Raw genomic sequence first — 19,100 nt, forward strand, 5'->3', positions numbered from 1 at the left:
AGGCATAAAAAATTTCAGCCTACTTGTTTTAATAAAGCGAACCGTGCAGGACTCATGACTTTCATCAGCAACGCTGCGATACACCCGACCACAAAGGAAACCATGACAATCATTTCCATGATTGATGCCGCAACAGCTGCATTGTCGCCCCCGATTAAAGCGGGCAAATTCTGAACCGCAACGATTAAACACGCGACCAATCCGATAAGACCACCAATTGGTGCTACGACAGTATTCAAGACAGGGTGAAATTCAGTGTTCCTTCTAAAAAACACCAGCACAGAAACGCAAGTCAGGGAGAGAATCACCATATATCCGAGTGTTCCCGCTGTTGCACCCCAGGCGTAAATCTGTGTGACTGGATCCATTCCAATGATTGCGCAGACGGCGACAGCCAGTAAGGACATTGTCGTTTGCAATACAGAGGAGACAAACGGTGAGCCGTGTTTCTCATGAACACTGCCAAGCTTCGAATGCAGCACCCCAAAGCGTCCCAACACGTATTGATAACGCACTACTATGTTATGCAGAGACAGCACACAGGCAAACAGGCTGGTCACCAACAACACCTGCATGACATCAACAAAAGCTTTGTTGGTATATCTTTCCACCATAGTCAAATACATATCACCAGGGTGTTCAGTTGCCTGCTGTACGACCTGTGATAGCCCAATACCGTTTACCTGGCACCACATGGATACAGCGTAAAACACGCCAATCAGGAACACCGCAATGTAGGTTGCCTTGGGGATCGTCACATTGGGGTTTCTCGCTTCCTCCCTGTAGACCACAGTCGATTCAAAACCGGTAAAACAATAAATTGCAAACATGATCCCCAGGCCCGGAGAACCTGAAAGAATGGTCGCTGATGAAAAAGGTTCCAGGGAATCCGAACCAATATTCCCACTGCCTATAATCGCCGCATCTACCACCAGCACAATCACTATCTCGAGCACCAGCGCCACGCCCAAAAACTTGCTGCTCAATTCAATTTTCTGATAACCCAAAACACCCACAACTGCCGTAATCACTAACGCAAGCAGCCACCATGAAATATTAATACCCAAGGTCGTCAGCAACAGCTGAGACAGTGCATAGCCTATATAAGCCTCCAGCGCGACCAGTATCATAAAATATGAAATCACTGCCATCGTCGCCGAACCCAACCCTATGGATCGACCCAGCCCTTTCTGGATATATGAGTAAAACGCCCCTGCATTGGTGATATACCTCGACATGTAGATAAATCCTACACTGAAGAGAAACATGATCACCGTTGCAACCATTGCATCAAACGGTGCCGCCGCCCCGTTACCCATCGAAATAATTAACGGGGTATTGGCCACCATGACCGTCAGAGGTGCGGCCGTTGCGACGACCATCAGCACTATCGAAGTCACACCCAAGGATCCGGACAGCCCCGGTTTATTATTAATAATTTCAGGTTCTGTAGTGTGCATATTCGCCCCTATGGATATCGTTTTCCATACAAATAGATCACTGAATATTCCAGACCTCCCTGCCCTGGCGGCGAGTTGGATTTCGTGGAGCGAGCAAAAGGGTTCGACGCTCTTTAAACTTATCAAATCGCCGCTTCAGTAAGTCTGCATATATCTCTATAGCGATGAGGCATTAGAGTCAGGCACTGTTGACCACCTGAAACTTTAGTTATTTGCCTGTCATCCACTTAGACTAATTGCATCGCGTTCATTCTTACGCCTGGGGCGAAGGGTTCGCTATCAAATATCGGCGCGTTTTGATTCATCGTGCCGCTCTTTTTTCAAAGCGCACTAAAATGACGCACCCATGAGCGATGTCTATCTTTTAAATGCGTTGAATGACTCCAGGTTGGAACGAAGATTGCTGCACTACGAGCAGACCTCGGAGATTGCACAATGCAGCAAAGTCAAAATACGACCTATTCGTCTTCGATCCCCGCGAGAGTGGCGTGCGTAAGGTCAAATGATCCGTTTCTACAATCGAGAATTCTTCCCGACTGGGAGCAGGATTACACCCAACTCTCATGTGGCAACTTCGAGGGAGGTGTCGCACGTGCCTCTCTCGGACGAGTCCAGGTATTCCGCGAATGGATCAATCAGGCCATTGACCAACGATCGGTTGCCGACACCGATATTCTGATGATTGGAGTCACCCTGCATCAAGGCACGTGCTCCTGGCAGAATCGAGAGATGCAAGCTGATTCGTTATTCATCATGCGCCAGGGTGAGGAAGCGCGCTTTCGTGCAACCGCTGAATCGGACATTCTCGCTGCGACCATCGACGCCTCGTTTCTCGAAACGCTTTCTCAAGGCCTCTACGGGGTTGGCACAAGCCGCCTAATTAACGGCGCGTGCATGCTCAAGGGGGATGCTCAAGGGATATCTCGATATAAATCCCTTCTGCTGTCGGCACTCGGCTCAGCAGTCCAGCACCCGGAATCGATGGACAGTGAGTCCGCACGGCTACAGCTTTCCGAGGATGTCGCCGTAGCGGCGCTTCAAGCCATAGGGAGCCTGTCGATAACCACAACACACTTACCCAGGGACCATCGAGTTCATCGAGCGATGGTGGACAGGGCGCGGTTGTTTATTTTGAGTCATCAGACAGGCAGCCCGACGGTAGAGGATCTGTGTGAACACTTGCAAATGAGCAGGCGCGGACTGCACAGCGCATTCATTCAAGTGGTCGGGGTAAATCCCTGCACCTACATTCGCCAGATCCGACTCCACGAAGCCAGAAAAGACATCATCAATGGCGCGCCCTCGGTATCCGAAGCGGCCATGCGATGGGGATTTTGGCACTTCGGAATGTTCTCTCAATATTACAAAACCCAATTTGGAGAGTTACCTTCCGAAACGCATCGCAACCCTCCAGGCGTTGCAATGGGAACTTGGCCCCCATTGTCCTGACGCACCACCAAAGCGCAAAAAAAATAAATGTATTTTAACCAAAAACACAATTAATATTTGCCAATGATCAAAGAACTGAAAACATTCATCGCCGTGGCGAGAGAAGGCACTTTTGCTGCTGCCGGTAGCAAAATAGGGCTTACACAAGCGGCGGTCAGCGCACAAATGCAGCGCCTTGAGGCCGAGCTAGGGATCGAGCTGTTTGATCGCAAAGGACGCTCGGCTCATCTGAACCGAATGGGGCATCAGGTTTTGCTGCAGGGGCAGGAACTGGTCCGTCAGTTCAGTAATCTCGGCACTACGACGGTAGGTCTCCCCGCCAGCGTTTTGGTAACTGTCGGAGCCATTGCCTCCGTGCAGCGCTCTTTTTTGCCCGACGCCCTCGCTCACTTTCATCAGCAATGTCCCGAATGCCGAACTCGCGTCATTCCTGGCCTGTCCATGGAATTGGTCAACCAGGTCGATGCTGGCGAGATCGATATGGCTGCAATCATCCGCCCTCCGTTCTCACTTCAAAGCGATTTGCGCTGGACCACACTGGCGCGCGAACCCTACCGCCTGATTGTCCCGGTCGACATGCCGGGAGATGACTGGTCCGAACTGGTTTCAAGCCAGCCTTTCATTCGCTATGACCGATCTTCTTTTGGTGGTCGGCAGGTCGACCGATTCTTGCGACAAACGCATGTGTCTTTACGTGAGGTATGCGAGCTCGATGAGCTGGATGCGATCATCAAACTGGTCGCCAATGGGGTCGGCGTAGCACTGGTCCCAGAAACAGCGACACATCAAGGATGGCCAGCAGAGGTACGCGCTGTAGACTTGAAACAACGTACCTTCCACCGAGATATAGGCCTCGTACACCGCGCACGCAGAAGCCTGACGGAACCGGTGAAGGTGCTTGTTCAATTGATTACCGAACAGGTTCAGAAAAATCAGTGAACACCGTCACGGCTAACTTGCGGTTTTTATACTGGCAGGCGTGACAGTCAAAAGTAATTCACTACTCATCAACGTTCATGAACTCTTTGGCCCACACCTGGAAACGCTCAGGTCGCGTATAAGTGTGGGTCAATTCTGTAGCGCTCAGGTCAGATGTGCTGCGAGTGACATTACGCTGTTCGCGCAAACAGTCATATGTCGCTTTGATCGAAGCAAAATAGGCGGCATGGCCAGCAACGACAATCCGTACACCCAGTGAACCTAGACGTTCGCTGTCGCAAAGTTCAGGATTTCCATAAGTCACCAGCATCAGAGGGAGCGTCATACCTTCGGCAATCTGCTCCAAATGCTCAAAATCCTTCACACCTACGAGGCAAATCGCATCTGCACCGGCATCTGTGTAGGCCTGAATACGGCTCGTCACTTGTGCGACGGATAACGAGCTTGCATTGGTACGGGCAATGATAGCGAGCTGCGAATCAACTCGAGATTCAACGGCCGCTTTGATTTTTCCGCTGCCCTCCTCAATGGATATGAGATCCGTTGATTTACGGCCAAACTGTGCCGGCAAGAGCGTATCTTCGATAGTCAGTGCGGCGACTCCAGAACGCTCCAGCTCAGCGACTGTACGCATGACATTCAGTGCATTGCCATAACCATGATCGGCATCGGCAATGATCGGTAGTTGTGCGACTCGTCCAATCCGCGTCGCCTGCTCTGCAAATTCACTCAGCGTAATAAGGGCGAAGTCGGGCGCAGCCAATACCTGCAGTGAAGCGACTGATCCGCCGAGAATGCCGACTTCAAATCCCAGGTCAGCAGCAATTCTTGCGGACATAGGGTCGAACACAGATGCAGTGTGATAACAGGCACATGATGCAAGCAACTTACGAAATTCGCACCGCAGCTCGTGATGGGAAACTCTGGACATAATCGCTCCTACTGATGACCCACTACAGTTCTGAAACGATGTACAGACTTCAGCGCTGACTGAAAAATCACTATGACCGTACTTAAGGCATAAACCGGAATATCGACGCGGCATATAGCAAAGTTACGTAATTACTCATTTTACGCAATGAAAAATCTATTAAAAAGCTGATATTTTTTTCTCTGATTATCAATTTTATCGATGAGTCAGTTCTGTGATTTTCGACCCGACTGGGCCTGTCGTGGCGAAATGGCGAGACACTGAGCCGGGGGGCTGATCGTATACCGAGCAGGCCCACCATTTGCGGGTGGGTGAAGCGAGAGGGGCAAGGCGCCAACTGATCTTGACACCGCCCCTCACGGCTCCTTATCAGATTTGATTACGGATATGAGGAAGACGTGCATATACCGCAACCATGGGTACAATTAGCAATCCAATCACCGCCTGCTGGCCTGCATAAGTCATCCCCATGCCAACCAGCAATGAACTGAGCACGGTCAGTACCAGCACACCCAAAACCGTCGCGCCGTATCCGCCCGCCCCTCCCAGAAGTGACGTGCCGCCGATGACCACTGCGGCAACGGTGCTGAATAGGTAAGGATCCCCTACACCGACATAACCGCCCCCGGAAAACCCCAGCAGCAGCACGCCCGTAAGTGCTGACATCACACCGGCGATACCGTGCACCGCGGTCCAGGTGCGTATTTCCGATATCTGCAGACGCGATGCTGCAGTCCGACTTCCACCGAGGGCGTAGATGCTCCGGCCAAACCAGGTGTTTTTCATAACCCAGATTATGGTAAGGCTAATAACTAACCAAACAATCACAACGGGTGGAATTGGCAGGCCAAAAAACTTTCCATTAAAAGCCGAGAAGTTCGTGAGCCATGCCGGAACCGGCGCGAAACTATTCCCTCCGAATGCAGAGCCAAGCGCTGTATAGATCTCAGTAGCTCCAACTACCGCGAAGCCCAGACCCAATGACATGATCAGTGCCTGGCCTTGCAATCGATAGCTAAGCAAGCCATTGATGCAACCAACCACCATCCCTAGCGCCAGAATGATGATGATTGCTGCGGCAGGCGGCAATCCGTTATTAAGCAGTCTAGGCAAAAGAATATTGGCGGCGCCGATCACAAATGGAATAGAAAGATCCAATCCACCCAACAGCGAAACCATTGTCTGCCCGATCGACGCCAAGCCCAAGAACGCAGCGAGCAACAGAATCGATCTAGCATTTTGCAATGAAAGAAATCCACTTACCGTCAATGCACCGCACCCTACAAGCATAATCAACAGCGCAGTACCGATGGCGATGGCTCGATTTTCGCGCAGGCTATCGTGCAATCGGCTCGCGGGGGCTTGCTTCAACTGCGGAAAAAGTCGGAACACAGTCATATGAGACTCCTATCGGGCTGGCACCCGGCTGACCGCAAGTACATTTACCAAGAGGGAAATAATCAGGATCAGCCCGAATGCGAGCTTGGTCGCTGACCCCGAAATAGTCCCAAAGTTAAATGTCGCCAGTAGGTTGGCAATCAGGAACATATTCAAAGCGCCAAGGATCGACCCTATCGCCCCACCACGTCCTCCCGCCAAACTTGCGCCCCCAAGAACCAAAGCCGTCACTGCCTGAAGCGAGTAGGTGCTGCCCTGGGTCGGATCTCCAGAAGAAATTAACGCGGTGTAACTCACTGCCGCCAACCCTACAAAAACGCCACTCAAGATGTGAGCACCAATACGTACGGTCTCAATCTTGACTCCCGCGGTATAGGCCATTCTTTCATCGGCCCCAGTCAAACGCAGATGGGAGTGAAAGGCCGATCTCCAGAAAAGGAACCACAGAGCAATAGCCCCTAACAGCACAAAACTCACCGGGGACAGAAGACTGATACCGCCCCCCCAACTCATCATCCAATCAGGCGCCAAACCGCCAGCCCGTTGCATGATCAGTAGATTGACGCCTGTCAATATGAGGTAGCTGGACAACGTAACGATGATTGGTGCGACGCGGACATGGATAATGATTAAGGCTTGTCCTATTTGCCATAAGACCCCAACCATCATGGCCCAGCCAAAAATTGCAATTGGATGAGTGACTCCATTCTTGGTAAGCCAGGCTATCAACGTCACGTTGATGAATCCCATTAACGGGCCCACTGACAGGTCTACGGTTCCCCGTCCTGCCATCACTGTTGGAGTAAGCGCCAGTGTACAAAGGATCAGAGGGGTCGCCACCAGTACCCCCCCCGCCAGACCAATGAACGAAAATAAGTTGGGCGTTCGAAACAACGCCAACACCGCCAAGGCAAAAAACAGTGCGCAAGGCACCGCAAGGTAGCGATACTGCACCAGCAATCGTTGTGAGTGACTCATGCGCTTACGCCCTCCCGACGGCCAGATAGCTGATGCCCGCAGGATTCCTGTCCAAACATCGCTGCCAACATTTCATCCTCATTAATAGAGTTGCCACTTAGGGATCGGAAGACCGTGTTTTTTACAAACACTTCAACCCGGTCTACGAACCCCAGGAACTCCTCCATTTCAGAAGACATGTAAATAACCGCGCCTCCTGCATCGGCAAAGCGTCGTAACTCTGCATAGAGGTCACGTTTCGTACCTAAATCGACGCCTCGGGCGGGATCGTTCAAAACAATCACCCTCGGGTTCCGCGCAAACGCACGACCAATCAACACTTTCTGTTGATTGCCTCCTGACAGCGACGTGATTTTATTCGACGCCAGGCCGATCTTGATGTGCAGACGACTCACCTCGGCCTGGTAGATCTCGTTGATACCAGACCGTCGAATGACTCCAAACGGGCCAAGGCAGCTGCGGTATATTCCGATAGCCAAGTTCTCGAAGATGCTTTGATCGGGGAAAATTCCTTCGCGTTTTCGATCACCTGATACATAGGCCACACCCAACCGCTCGGCGTCCGCGAGGCTAGACAGTCGGGAGGTACCGCCCTCAGCGTGAACCACAAATACACCGCTGTTAGCCACCTCGATTCCTGCGACTGCACGCAAGAACGCATCTTGCCCCTGCCCGTCCAAACCGGTCACACCGATAATCTGTCCTTGCAGGAGTGAAAAGCTGAAAGGTTCGGCCCCCGCCGATAACTTCAGATCATTGACCGACAGAATTCGCGGCCCCTCGATCCTCCGCGCGGTACCCGCCACGTGGCATGCCGAATTCACTTTGCGCTCGTGCGGCGTCATCATCGCCAGCAGATTCTCTTCAGTGATTTGCGACTTTTCAAGAACGCCGATGCTTTCGCCGTCACGCAAAATCGTTGCACGATCAGCAATGCGTACAAGTTCAGCGATTCGATGCGTCACGATCAAAATTGTTGCGCCGTCAGACCGCAAACGATCTATTTCCGTGTGCAACCGAGAAGTTGAATCAAGATCCAGCGCCGCGGAAGATTCATCAAGAATCAGAACTTTGGGACAACGCAAAATAGCGCGGGCAATAACAACCCACTGCTTCACACTGAGAGGCAACGTGCCAACCAGTGCATTTATGTCCACTGGCTGACCGACTAAACGCGCCATCAATTCAGCCGCTGCGCTCTCACGTTCTGCTCGGGTAGAGACTGTTCGAAAAAGCTTGTCGTGACCGACATAAAGGTTGTCAAGAACGCTTGCCTCCTGAGCGACGAGAACCTCCTGAAAAATCGTCGCCAGGCCCGCGTCACCTGCCTCAATTGGTGAACGAGGGCTTCGCCCCAGAATGCTGACCTCCCCCAGGTCCGGCAAAAGTACGCCGGACATGATTTTTGCCAGCGTGCTTTTTCCTGATCCATTCTCACCCACTATTGCATGTACCTCACCGGCACGAGCCTCCAGATCCACTTCTTTGAGTGCTCGTGTTTCTCCGAAGGACTTGGCGACACCCTTTAGGCGCACAGTGGTAATACCGACAATCTGTTCAGTACTCATAGCAGGTCCCTTCTTCCAGGCTGGCTAGTTGAGCGTTAAGCGAATTGGCTTTTGAATTAAGGCTTGGGACGCCAAGTGAGCGGATCCTCAGGGCGCAGGAAGTAACCTGCTGCCACTTCCTTCGGCCACCAACCATCATTCGCCGGCTCTAACCATGCCGTAGAGTTGGGATCACAGTTTTCCCCAAGGGCGGCGTTCACTTCATCAATGCTGTAAGTGATAACCGGGCGCGGAATAGATTGAACCTTGGGACCCTGGCCCTCTAAGGTGCGCATCATTACGTCCCAGACCATGCGAGCTTCGGCGCGAGGAGGCCAGAAATGAAAGCTTTGATCAATGAATCCTGGATTGTTGCGCCAAAAACAGGCCGCTGACGCCTCGCCGCCAAGCACGACCGGCATCAGTTCGCGACCCGACTGCCGCACGGCATTCAAAACACCATTTTCCGAGGCTGACTGCACGATAATGCCATCCACCTTGCCGGGGTTTGTGGCCAGGAATTTTTGTACCTCGACTTGAGCCACCTGATCGGTCCAATTACCCGCTACATTGCCTACAAGTTTGATATCGGGGAATTCAGCCAATACGCCCTTCGCGCCTGCATCAAAGCTGTCTGAGGATGCAAAACCCGGGATACCCGACACCAATAGTACATTACCCTTACCGCCGATTTTCTCGGCCAACCATTTGCCCGCAGCGTAACCGCCTTGGGTGTTATTTTCGGTAACGTTGATGGCATAAGGCGATGTGACATAACCCGAAAAAGAAAATACCGGGACGCCTTTCAAATGGGCATATTCGATCGTCTGGTTGATGGCCGTAACATTTGAGCAGCAGATGATGATTGCATCAACACCGCTATCAACCATTTGGCGCATTTGTTGGATTTGGACTGCGTCTTTCAAGTCGGACTGAGTGACGACCAGTTCCGATATAAGCCCTGCTTTTTGATAGGCAGGCAGAATAACATTGGTCATCTCATCCTGAATGGAGGCTCGCCAAGTGTTACCCGCATATGTCGAAGCATAGCCGATCTTCCAAGGCGGCTGTTTTTTCGCGACAAAATCGCGAAATGCACTGGGCCCCAAAGGAAGTTGAGGATCAACTCGTTGATAAAGCGCCTGTTGATCTGCGGGTAGTTCATCGACTCCCTTAGCACTAACAGCACTCGCCAGCAAAAAAATTACGGGAATTGCCGCATAAGCAAATCGCTTCATTTCATTGTCCGCCTAATATTATTATATTTATTATTGACGCCTGACCTTAATACAAAATCAGCAAACTACTGTATCGTCTATTTTTAAAAAGGCCCCGAATGCGCGCGGGCAAATGTGAGCCCATAATTACCACACCTACAACGCTAAAATTTTTTCGTGTTACTCATAAAGGGTGTTTGCAATCTGCAAACACCCTTCGATAACCTTACTGTCGCAGACCCGCCTGCTTAAGCAAAGGCATGACCCGTTCATTGAAGAAAGGAAGCTCTTCATTATAATCGACCATCGTCAACAGCGTTCCGTCGACACCCGTCTTCTTCAGGTCGATCAATCCTTGAGCGACTTGCTCAGGAGAACCTACAATTGGGAAGCCCCCCCAACCCGCGATAAAACGCTCCTTGAATTTCTGATACATTTCCGGAGAGTGATTTTGCGACTGTACTTGCAAGACCTCAGCGAGGTTATCGCACGCCACCGTGTCTCCCTTCTCTTTAACGTAATAATCATAATATTCACGTGCTTCCTTTTCTGTTTCGCGAACGATGACCGGGCACGAGGTAAACGTGCCCAACTCTCGGCCAAACTTTGAGCGAGCCAGTTCTTTAACATGCTTGACCCAGGCAGCGCCCTTTTCCATGTCTTGCATGAAACCAAAGTTGAAGTCACAGTGTTTCGCAGTGAAATCCAGTCCCTTGCCAGACGATCCCGCGCAAATCATTACCGGGCGACCGGCCTTGTTATAAGGCTTCGGTTCCATCACGGCGTCTTTGGTCTTATGGAAGTCGCCATTGTAATCGACACCATTGCGTTCCCAGAGAGCCGCCACGATGTCCATCCACTCGTCAGCGTATTCATAACGCTGATCGTGCTCCATCATTTCACGGCCAAACATTTCCATTTCCGGCGTAAACCACCCGGTGACCAGGTTGAGGCCGAAACGCCCCTTGGAAATATGATCAATCGTGGTCGCCATTTTTGCGGCAACGATCGGGTGAATGGTCGGTACGTGAGTGGTGGAGAAAAATTGTAGTTTGGTGGTCACTGCGGCCATAGCGGCCGCCCATGTGAATGTTTCCATGTTACTGCCGTTGAAGTTTGTCTCCCCGCCAAATCCACGCCAGCGAGCGATGGGCACCATACACTCCCAGCCTGCTGCTTCAAGCTGCTTGGCGATTTTGACGTTGTGTTCAAATGTGGGCTCAAACGTTGACTCGGCAGTCGTAATAGCACAGGCATTTGAACAGTTAGTTCCGAAAACACCCAATTTAAGCGCGTTATCGTTGAACATCGGATTACCCGTTTCGTGAAAACGTTCCTGCATGTCCATTTTGCATTCCTCTTTTTATTTTTTTAAACGTTGAAGTGCCGTTGGATTAAACGCCCATATCGTCGAAGACTTCCTGTGCCAAACGGAAGCCATCAATGGAAGCTGGCACGCCACAGTAAATAGCCACTTGAAGGAGCACCTCGCGGATTTCTTCTTTACTCAAGCCGTTATTAATAGCGCCGCGCACATGCAACTTCAATTCATGCGGACGATTCAGTGCAGAAATCATCCCCAGGTTCAAGAATGAACGCGTGCGGCGATCCAGGCCCGGACGATTCCAGATAGTATCCCAGCAATATTCGGTTACCAGCTCCTGAACCGGCCAGTTAAAATCAGTCGCCTTTGCAATAGAGCTATCGACATAGGCCCCACCCAACACTTCGCGACGGGTTTTAAGGCCTTCGTGAAATCGCTCAGAAAGTTGGCTTCCGTCGGGTGAAGTGATCTTGGCTTGACTGTTCATTCTATCTTCCTCGAGGTGAGTTATAACCTTCGTAACAATATGGCCACGTAAGTAGCCATCGTGCTAGAGGTTTTACGGTTTAAAAAATCATGTAGGTTTATGCAACCAGGCTAGGTCTTACATATTGAAACTGAAGAGATTTCCTTGCTTTCCATGCAATCAGGTCGGCAATCGAAATAATGATGAGTCCGTTATCACGCGCGAAGATCTCCAGATCTGCACGACGCGCCATGCTGCCGTCGTCCTTCAGGATCTCGCAGATGATGCCCACAGGCGATAGACCTGCCAGTTCAGCCAGATCTACAGCAGCCTCGGTGTGACCGGCTCGTTCCTCAACGCCACCTTGGCGAGCAATGAGCGGAAAAATATGCCCAGGCCGGGCAAGCGACTCAGCCTTGGTTTCAGGTGCGGCGAGTGCTCGGAGTGTCAACGCGCGCTCGGCAGCCGAAACGCCGGTGGTAATCCCCGCGATGAGATCAACCGACACGGTAAATGCCGTTTTCATGGAGTCGGTATTTCGTTCCACCATCAAAGGTAATTCGAGGCGGCGTGCGACAGGTTCTGGCATAGGCGCACACACAATGCCTCGGCACCGACTCACCATGAATGTCAGCGCTTCTGTCGTCGCGAACTCTGCGGCCATGACGACATCACCTTCGTTCTCACGCCCCTCATCATCGACCACGATGATCATCCCGCCAGAGGCAATCACTTTTAATGCGTTTTCAATCGTTGCAAAGACCATAACAACCTCTACTGAACGCTAATGGCATGCCGCTCAAGAGATGACACCAAAGCGCCAGACAACAGCATCATTTGATGGCCGCGGATCTTGCGAAGCCACCGTTTTCGTAAAGCAGCGGGGAGATATCCAGGCGCGTATCGACCCAAAGTACTCTGCCAAAGATCACGTCGTGCGAGCCGATAGTTGTGACCGAACTTACCTCGCACACCAGCGAGGCTTGGGCATCCACCAGCACAGGTACACCGTGCTCTTCGATCCATTGACCGTGCTCGAAACGCTCCTCGCCCTTCAGCTGGCCGCTGAAAATCGGAACGAGATCGACATGGGAGTGATGGAGCATATTGACCGCGAACCGCCCGCTCTCCTCCAACGCAGCGCTGATGGACGCCGAACGGTTAACACAGACCAGAATGGTTGCAGGATCAGTAGTCACTGATTGCACAGCGGTGGCAGCCATTCCGAAAGGCTGCCCGAGGTGGCGGGTGGTGATCAGCGAAATCGTCGAGGTCAATCGACGCATCGCTTGCTTGAAGTCGTTAACCAGCTCTATTTCTTGTTCTTGTTTTTTCATGTCTGCCTCGTCCAAGGAGTCGCATGGGTCATGTGAAACCAAACGTACAGATCGTCAGACAATCTGTCAAAACTATTTTGGCTGATTGACAGATTGTCTGACGATACTTATAAAGAATCTCGAATTTCATTCAACAAAGGACACAGACATGCCACGCACGCTGTTTGGCCACATGAAATCCAGCAATGTCATGAAAGTCGTCTGGCTTATGGACGAGCTGGGCCTCGACTACGAGCGGATCGATATCGGGAACGTCTTCGGCGGGCTTGAAGAAGACGACTATCGGAGCAAAAACCCGACCAGCCTCGTTCCTACACTGGTCGATGACGATTTCACGCTCTGGGAAAGCAATGCTGTGCTGCGCTATTTGTGCAACGCCTATGCCCCCGACAGCTCGCTCTACCCCGCTGACCCGAAAAGACGCGGAGTGATCGACCAATGGCTGGACTGCCAGCAAACTCAGTTGACCCGACCACAAACGGTGGTGTTTTTTCAGTTGATTCGCACACCACTGGAGAAGCGCGACACACAAGCGTTGGAAACAGCCATTCGGGAAGCCGGTAGAGTGTGGAACTGGATAGAAACCCGACTCGGCGAGCACGACTACATCTGTGGCAATGAGATGACCATCGCTGATATTGCCTGGGCCGTGCATGGGCACCGCTGGCTGAGCATGGACTTCGCGCGGGCAGACCTGCCCAACGTAAAGGCATGGTATGAGCGGATGCTGACGCACGATTCGTTCCGCCAGAAATGGGCCGGACCGGTGACTTGATCAGGGGATGACGACAATGGAACTAGAAAACAAGGTATGCATCGTGACTGGCGCAGCCAGCGGCATTGGCAAAGCCATCGCGACGATATTTGCGAAGAATGGCGCCTCGGTCATCGTAGCCGATGTGAACGTCGAGGCCGCACAGGCGACCGCGGATGAGATCGGTGCCACCGCTATTGGCTGCAATGTGGCGATCAATGCAGAGGTGCAAGCGCTGGTCGAAAAGACGGTTGCCCGCTTCGGCCGTATCGATGTGCTGGTCAACAACGCCGGCTTCGGTCTGACCGGAAACGTTGTCACCATTGAAGAGCAGGATTGGGACCGACTGATGTCAGTCAACCTCAAGGGCATGTTCCTGTGCGCCAAGCATGTCATACCGATCATGGCCCGGCAGAAGTCCGGCTCGATCATCAATACCACGTCGTATACGGCCACCAGTGCCATTGCTAACCGCACGGCCTATGTTGCCTCCAAAGGCGGCGTTTCAGCGCTGACGCGAGCGATGGCACTGGATCATGCGGCGGATGGCATACGCGTGAACGCCGTAGCGCCTGGCACCATCGACAGCCCTTATTTCGACCGGATCTTCGCTCAATCTGAAACACCGCAAGCATTGCGGGCCGCTTTGGAGGCACGGGCGGTGATGAATCGAATGGGAAAACCCGAGGAAATTGCAGAAGCCTTCCTGTTCCTCGCTTCTGACCGCTCTCGCTTTGCCACCGGCAGCATCCTGACCGTGGACGGCGGCTCTTCAATTGGCAACCACTTGGTCGAATGACCCTGTACCTGTGACCTTTGGCCCGGTGAGTAACCGGGCTTTTTTTGTCTGTCGAGTCCACCACCACAATAGAAAGCTGACCCGCCCGAGGGCTTAAGGTCAGCTTTCCTGCTGATATTCAGGCCCCCTTCAGCTCCGTCTTGCTTACTACATGCTCCAACCCCTGCATCAGGTACGGTCGGAAGTTATCCGGGTGCTCCGTCATGGGGAAGTGCCCCAACCCCTCCATGACCAGGTGCAAGGCACCGGGAATCAGATGGGCCAGTTTGGCTCCATCCGCCGGGGTTGCGGAATAGTCATAATTGCCTGAGAGTAGCGCGACCGGTGTGCGCGCGGCATCGATACGCGGCGCGGTCTCGGCACCATCGAACTCATCACTGTAAAACGCCAGATCGCCTGGGTAGACACCAGGTCCTCCCTGCGAATAAATCCAACTGGCGCGGCGGCGATCCTCAATGGGACTTGTCGGACTCATCAGGCCTCGAACATAAGCGCCGTTGTGTAGCCCCCCATGTACTTGCACATGGTTCTGATAGGGATTTCGGCGGCCACGGGACTGGAAAGGAGGCTCCAGCGCTACAACACCGATCAGGTGTTCAGGGTGCTCGGCCGCCAGCACCAAGGACATTGCGGCGCCCATTGAGCCCCCGACGACAATGGCGGGGGCGCCTATCACCTGCTCGATAAACGCCGTACACCATTGCTGGTAGCATTCGCTTGTCAGCAAATAAGGGGCACCGTCCCAGTCGCGGGGTGGCATCGATTTACCGTGAAATGGAAGGTCGATCGCATACATGCGAAATTGCCGAGCCATTTCGATATCGGCCATTTGTCCAAAATACTGGCGGCCGTCTGCACCGGCAGTGTGGAGGAACAAGATGGGCACGCCCTCCCCGGCTACTTCGTAATAAATCTCATATTTCTGCCCCAGTACGCTGACAGCAGCATACTGCCCTTGAATTTGCGAAATTGATCGCTGCACGGACAATGCTGGAGCCGCAGGAGTCAGGGTGATCAGTTCGAACAGGCGCTCAAGAAACGGCCGCGCCTGGGCGATCAGTTGTGCATCGCCGCTCACTTCGAAAGCAGGATTGGCAATCTGTAAAGCGGTGAAGCTATGGTAGGTCGCGACAGGCGGTACACGCAGCACATGCCCCCATTGCTCTTCGACGGCCTCGATGCGGATGGCAGGCTGGCCGGAAAAGCCTTTGAACAGATGACCTTCGGCAACACTGAGCCCAGTGCTTTGCGATCCGACGCTGAACTCAACGGTTATTGAGAGCCCCGGGGCGAGCCGGCGCAGTTCGGGGTCGGGGTAAGCGCTAACCAGCCGCTCATTCAAACTGATGAATGCAGTCATTATTTTTCTCCTGCGTCACTCTTGCAGTGACGAGTCATCACGTCAGTGTCTTACAGCCTAAATGGGGCCGTACCGATTCAACCGGTCACGCGCTCTTCCATTGCCTGTCTCGCAAGCAGCACCCGGCGCACTGGCTTACCGGCAACCGGGCAGCAGAATAGAGGCGTAACCACGTCGTGATGAATATCCAGATTTGCAGACAATCTGTCAATCAGACAGCAATGACTCTTCTTGCTCGACGCTTTCCAAATAATTGATTGCTACCCTTGCGGACAACTCGATGTGCGCTCGGCAAGCTTCTGCCGCCCTAGCACCATCTCTCGACTTGATCGCTGTCACTATTTCCTTGATCTCCTTGACTGAGTGCTGGAGGCGACCGGGCTGGGTCATGGATGTGGCGCGCAACAATGTGATCCGGTTATGTAACGTGGTCAGCATCTGGACGATGAAAATATTATTGCTACCTTCCATAAGGCAGGCGTAGAACTGGGTCTTGGCTTCAATCAACGCATCACGCGCAGCCCTCAAGCTATCGAGGTCTCGGTCAGGGTATTGCCAATACTGCTGAGCCCGAAATTCAAATCCCGCAGCGGCTTCCTCAAGGCGACGGATCTGCGCATCCGTACCCCCCACGGCGAATTCCTGTCCCGAGAAGCTTTCCAGAAGTCCGCGTACCGCGTACAGCTGGCGCGTTTCCTCCAAGGAAATTTTGTTCACGGAAGGTCCCTTGTGGGCGTTGCAGGTAATCAGCCCTTCCGCCTCAAGCTGTCTTAACGCTTCTCGAATGGACGTGCGGCCGACTCCCGTCATCTCGCAAAGCTCACGTTCGACCAGTCGTTGGCCAGGACGAAGCACACCGGACGAGATGGCTTCTCGAATCTTGTCTTCCACTAACAAGCGCAGCGTCGCGCCGCGCTTGGGGATCTGGAGGCTTGACTCACTCATCTATGCTGTCTCCCTCATGTCGTTCTCTTTCTACTCAGGGCAATCGTCAATTGAGATCTGACGCAGGTGAAAATGCCTGTCATGAATACCGGGAGCCCCCAGAATTACACATCTCACCCATCAGATTGTCTGATTGTATGCGATCAATCCGCTGTACTGCCACAAAAGACCTGATCCAGGACACGTCGATGCAGAGGGCCGACCGTTGCTCAAACATCGTCACCTGCCTGAAAGCGTTCCGCTCAGGTGCCGATTCATAGGTGAGCCTTAAGCTTAAATCCAGCCAGGAAAGAGTAATGCTCTACGAGGAAGATTGCCCCTTTGGGGACATCAGAGATACAAGGGAGGGAGTTACACTGCGCACGTAAAAAAGCGACGCAAGCCACAGGGCTTGCGTCGCCGTCGTTATTGCTTGCCGTATCAGGCTATTTTATCAACATTGTCACCCCCCTCCCCCGCGGATCTGCCACAGGTTCTGGAGTACGGCCATCGACCCGGATAGCCTGGATATCGCCATTGAAGCCCTGGTTAACCAGGTTGTAACCCTTGGCTTCAAGGTCCTTGGCTAATTGCCCAGTGATCGGGGAGTAAGGTTCCCAGAAGATGGTGTTTGCCGGCAGCAACTGGTGCTGAAAGCGCATCATACCCACCGAGTCCTTGAGGGGTAACTTGTAGTCATAGAGGTTGCTGAGCACCTGGAAGATCGAGGTGAAAATCCGCGAGCCACCGGGAGTACCGATCACCAAGGCCACTTTCCCATCCTTCAGGAAAATGCTCGGGGACATCGAGGACAACGGACGTTTATCCGGCGCAATTGAGTTGGAATCGTTGCCGACCACGCCTAATTGGTTCGGCACGCCAGCCAGCGCGGAAAAGTCGTCCATCACATCATTGAGCAAAATTCCAGTCTTGCTTGCAACCACACCGGAACCAAAGAAGCCATTCAAGCTGTAGGTGTTGGATACCGCGTTGCCCCATTTGTCGATCACCGAGTAATGGGTGGTTTCCGGTTTTTCCGGAAAAGTCACATTCAACCCCGCTTTGATACTAGCCGTGTCAGATAGTCCAGAGGGATTGACTTCAGCCGCGCGCCCCGCGATGTATTTTTCGTCCAACAGTTGTTGGACCGGCACCTTGAGGTAGTCAGGGTCCCCCATGTACTGGGCTCGGTCGGCAAAGACGCGTTTCTCGATCTCTGAGATCAGATGGATGTACTGAGGAGAGTTCACCGCAACTCCCTGAAAGTCTGCCTGACGCGCCTCTTTCATCTTTAACAGCTGAACCAATGCGATCCCGCCGGAGCTGGGAGGTGGTGCAGTGATCACATGAAACCCATTCCAAGTTGCGACTATCGGCTTACGCCAGACGGCCTTGTACTCCTTGAGATCAGCTTCGCTGATCAGGCCATCATGCTCAGCCATATCCTCAGCGATCAATTGCGCCGTTCGGCCCGTATAGAAGCCTGCGGCCCCGTGCTTTGCAATACGCTTGAGCACGGCCGCCAGCTCTGGCTGCTTGAACAATTCGCCCGCCTTCAGATTTCCGAAATACTGGGAAAAGTTAGTTTTTCCCTCGAAGTGGGCTTTGTTTTCATTGACAGCCAGCGTGGCTAGCCTCTCTTCGACCCGAAAGCCTGCCTCGGCATAGCCAATAGCCGGCTCAACCACTGCCTGCCATTTCAATCGACCGAAACGCCGTTGTGCTTCCCACATTCCGGCAACGGTTCCGGGGACGCCGACCGCCCTGCGTCCTACCACGCTGCTTCGCGGATTGTCGGGTGGCAATACCTTTCCGTGCTCGTCAACGAACATGTCACGGGTTGCCTTGAGCGGAGCGCGCTCGCGGTAATCCAGAAAATACGGTTTACCCTTGTAATAAAGGGTCATGAAACCGCCCCCGCCAATATTTCCGGCTTCGGGATAGGTCACGGCCAGGGAAAATGCAACGGCGACTGCCGCGTCAACGGCGTTACCGCCTTTGGCAAAGATGGCATTGGCGGTGTCCGCAGCAAAACGGTCAGGTACGGCAACCGCAGAATGGGTCAACTCAGTGTGTGGGCTCGCCATCACAAGCTGATGGCTACCCATCAACAGAGACGCCACCCACATCACGCATAACAAAGCACAGCGATGTGCCCGGTAGAACAACGAGTCTTTGCACATAAACCACCTGTTTGTTTTTATAAATAAAGGCAGC

17 protein-coding genes are annotated in these 19,100 nt (G+C 52.8%); 4 read left to right on the forward strand and 13 right to left on the reverse strand.

The window, feature by feature from the left end; all coding sequences use genetic code 11:
• Positions 1-14 precede the first annotated feature (14 nt).
• Complete coding sequence (locus tag LOY28_RS16600) at positions 15-1,460, reverse strand: APC family permease (RefSeq protein ID WP_258612173.1); 1,446 nt, start codon at positions 1,458-1,460, stop codon at positions 15-17.
• Positions 1,461-1,895: 435 nt separating this feature from the next.
• Between LOY28_RS16600 and LOY28_RS16605 the strand changes: the two genes are divergently transcribed.
• Positions 1,896-2,909 (forward strand): helix-turn-helix domain-containing protein, encoded by a 1,014-nt coding sequence (locus LOY28_RS16605; RefSeq protein ID WP_258612174.1) that lies wholly within the window; start codon positions 1,896-1,898, stop codon positions 2,907-2,909.
• A 63-nt stretch (positions 2,910-2,972) separates the two neighbouring features.
• Positions 2,973-3,848: a LysR family transcriptional regulator gene (locus LOY28_RS16610; protein ID WP_007988534.1), complete on the forward strand. Its 876-nt coding sequence runs from the start codon at positions 2,973-2,975 to the stop codon at positions 3,846-3,848.
• Between the two features lie 61 nt (positions 3,849-3,909).
• On the opposite strand, the gene LOY28_RS16615 is transcribed toward LOY28_RS16610, so the two are convergent.
• The 9 genes from LOY28_RS16615 to LOY28_RS16655 all read right to left on the reverse strand — a co-directional run bounded on the left by LOY28_RS16615 (position 3,910) and on the right by LOY28_RS16655 (position 13,046).
• The gene (locus tag LOY28_RS16615) at positions 3,910-4,779 is read right to left on the reverse strand and encodes an oxaloacetate decarboxylase (RefSeq protein WP_258612175.1); all 870 of its coding nucleotides are present in this window, start codon (positions 4,777-4,779) and stop codon (positions 3,910-3,912) included.
• Positions 4,780-5,148: 369 nt separating this feature from the next.
• A complete protein-coding gene (locus LOY28_RS16620) occupies positions 5,149-6,177 on the reverse strand; it encodes an ABC transporter permease (protein ID WP_258612176.1) in 1,029 nt (342 codons plus the stop codon).
• Positions 6,178-6,186: 9 nt separating this feature from the next.
• Entirely contained in the window at positions 6,187-7,155 is a 969-nt protein-coding gene (locus LOY28_RS16625) for an ABC transporter permease (protein ID WP_258612177.1), read from the reverse strand.
• Complete coding sequence (locus tag LOY28_RS16630) at positions 7,152-8,723, reverse strand: sugar ABC transporter ATP-binding protein (protein ID WP_258612178.1); 1,572 nt, start codon at positions 8,721-8,723, stop codon at positions 7,152-7,154. Before LOY28_RS16630 ends, LOY28_RS16625 begins: the two co-directional genes overlap by 4 nt.
• Before the next feature lie 56 nt (positions 8,724-8,779).
• Positions 8,780-9,940, reverse strand: a complete 1,161-nt coding sequence (locus LOY28_RS16635; RefSeq protein WP_258612179.1) for an ABC transporter substrate-binding protein — start codon at positions 9,938-9,940, stop codon at positions 8,780-8,782.
• Between the two features lie 205 nt (positions 9,941-10,145).
• The gene (locus tag LOY28_RS16640; protein WP_007988518.1) at positions 10,146-11,267 is read right to left on the reverse strand and encodes an LLM class flavin-dependent oxidoreductase; all 1,122 of its coding nucleotides are present in this window, start codon (positions 11,265-11,267) and stop codon (positions 10,146-10,148) included.
• 46 nt (positions 11,268-11,313) lie between these two features.
• Entirely contained in the window at positions 11,314-11,730 is a 417-nt protein-coding gene (locus LOY28_RS16645) for a carboxymuconolactone decarboxylase family protein (RefSeq protein WP_258612180.1), read from the reverse strand.
• Between the two features lie 97 nt (positions 11,731-11,827).
• Positions 11,828-12,475, reverse strand: coding sequence for a 3,4-dihydroxy-2-butanone-4-phosphate synthase (gene ribB, locus LOY28_RS16650; RefSeq protein WP_258612181.1), 648 nt, complete (start codon positions 12,473-12,475; stop codon positions 11,828-11,830).
• 67 nt (positions 12,476-12,542) lie between these two features.
• On the reverse strand, positions 12,543-13,046 hold the full coding sequence (locus LOY28_RS16655) for a flavin reductase family protein (protein WP_008145430.1): 504 nt from the start codon (positions 13,044-13,046) through the stop codon (positions 12,543-12,545).
• A 148-nt stretch (positions 13,047-13,194) separates the two neighbouring features.
• Between LOY28_RS16655 and LOY28_RS16660 the strand changes: the two genes are divergently transcribed.
• Positions 13,195-13,821 carry a glutathione S-transferase family protein gene (locus LOY28_RS16660; RefSeq protein ID WP_258612182.1) on the forward strand — a complete coding sequence of 209 codons (627 nt, stop codon included), beginning with the start codon at positions 13,195-13,197 and terminating at the stop codon, positions 13,819-13,821.
• A 16-nt stretch (positions 13,822-13,837) separates the two neighbouring features.
• Entirely contained in the window at positions 13,838-14,599 is a 762-nt protein-coding gene (locus tag LOY28_RS16665; protein ID WP_258612183.1) for an SDR family oxidoreductase, read from the forward strand.
• A 118-nt stretch (positions 14,600-14,717) separates the two neighbouring features.
• Here the strand turns inward: LOY28_RS16665 and LOY28_RS16670 are convergent, their stop codons facing one another.
• From LOY28_RS16670 to ggt, 3 genes are all read right to left on the reverse strand, one after another.
• Complete coding sequence (locus LOY28_RS16670; protein WP_258612184.1) at positions 14,718-15,959, reverse strand: alpha/beta fold hydrolase; 1,242 nt, start codon at positions 15,957-15,959, stop codon at positions 14,718-14,720.
• Positions 15,960-16,166: 207 nt separating this feature from the next.
• Positions 16,167-16,904: a GntR family transcriptional regulator gene (locus LOY28_RS16675; RefSeq protein WP_258612185.1), complete on the reverse strand. Its 738-nt coding sequence runs from the start codon at positions 16,902-16,904 to the stop codon at positions 16,167-16,169.
• Positions 16,905-17,329: 425 nt separating this feature from the next.
• Entirely contained in the window at positions 17,330-18,991 is a 1,662-nt protein-coding gene (ggt, locus tag LOY28_RS16680; RefSeq protein WP_258614469.1) for a gamma-glutamyltransferase, read from the reverse strand.
• Positions 18,992-19,100 lie beyond the last annotated feature (109 nt).

Source organism: Pseudomonas sp. B21-017, from assembly GCF_024749245.1.
Classification (GTDB): Bacteria; Pseudomonadota; Gammaproteobacteria; order Pseudomonadales; family Pseudomonadaceae; genus Aquipseudomonas.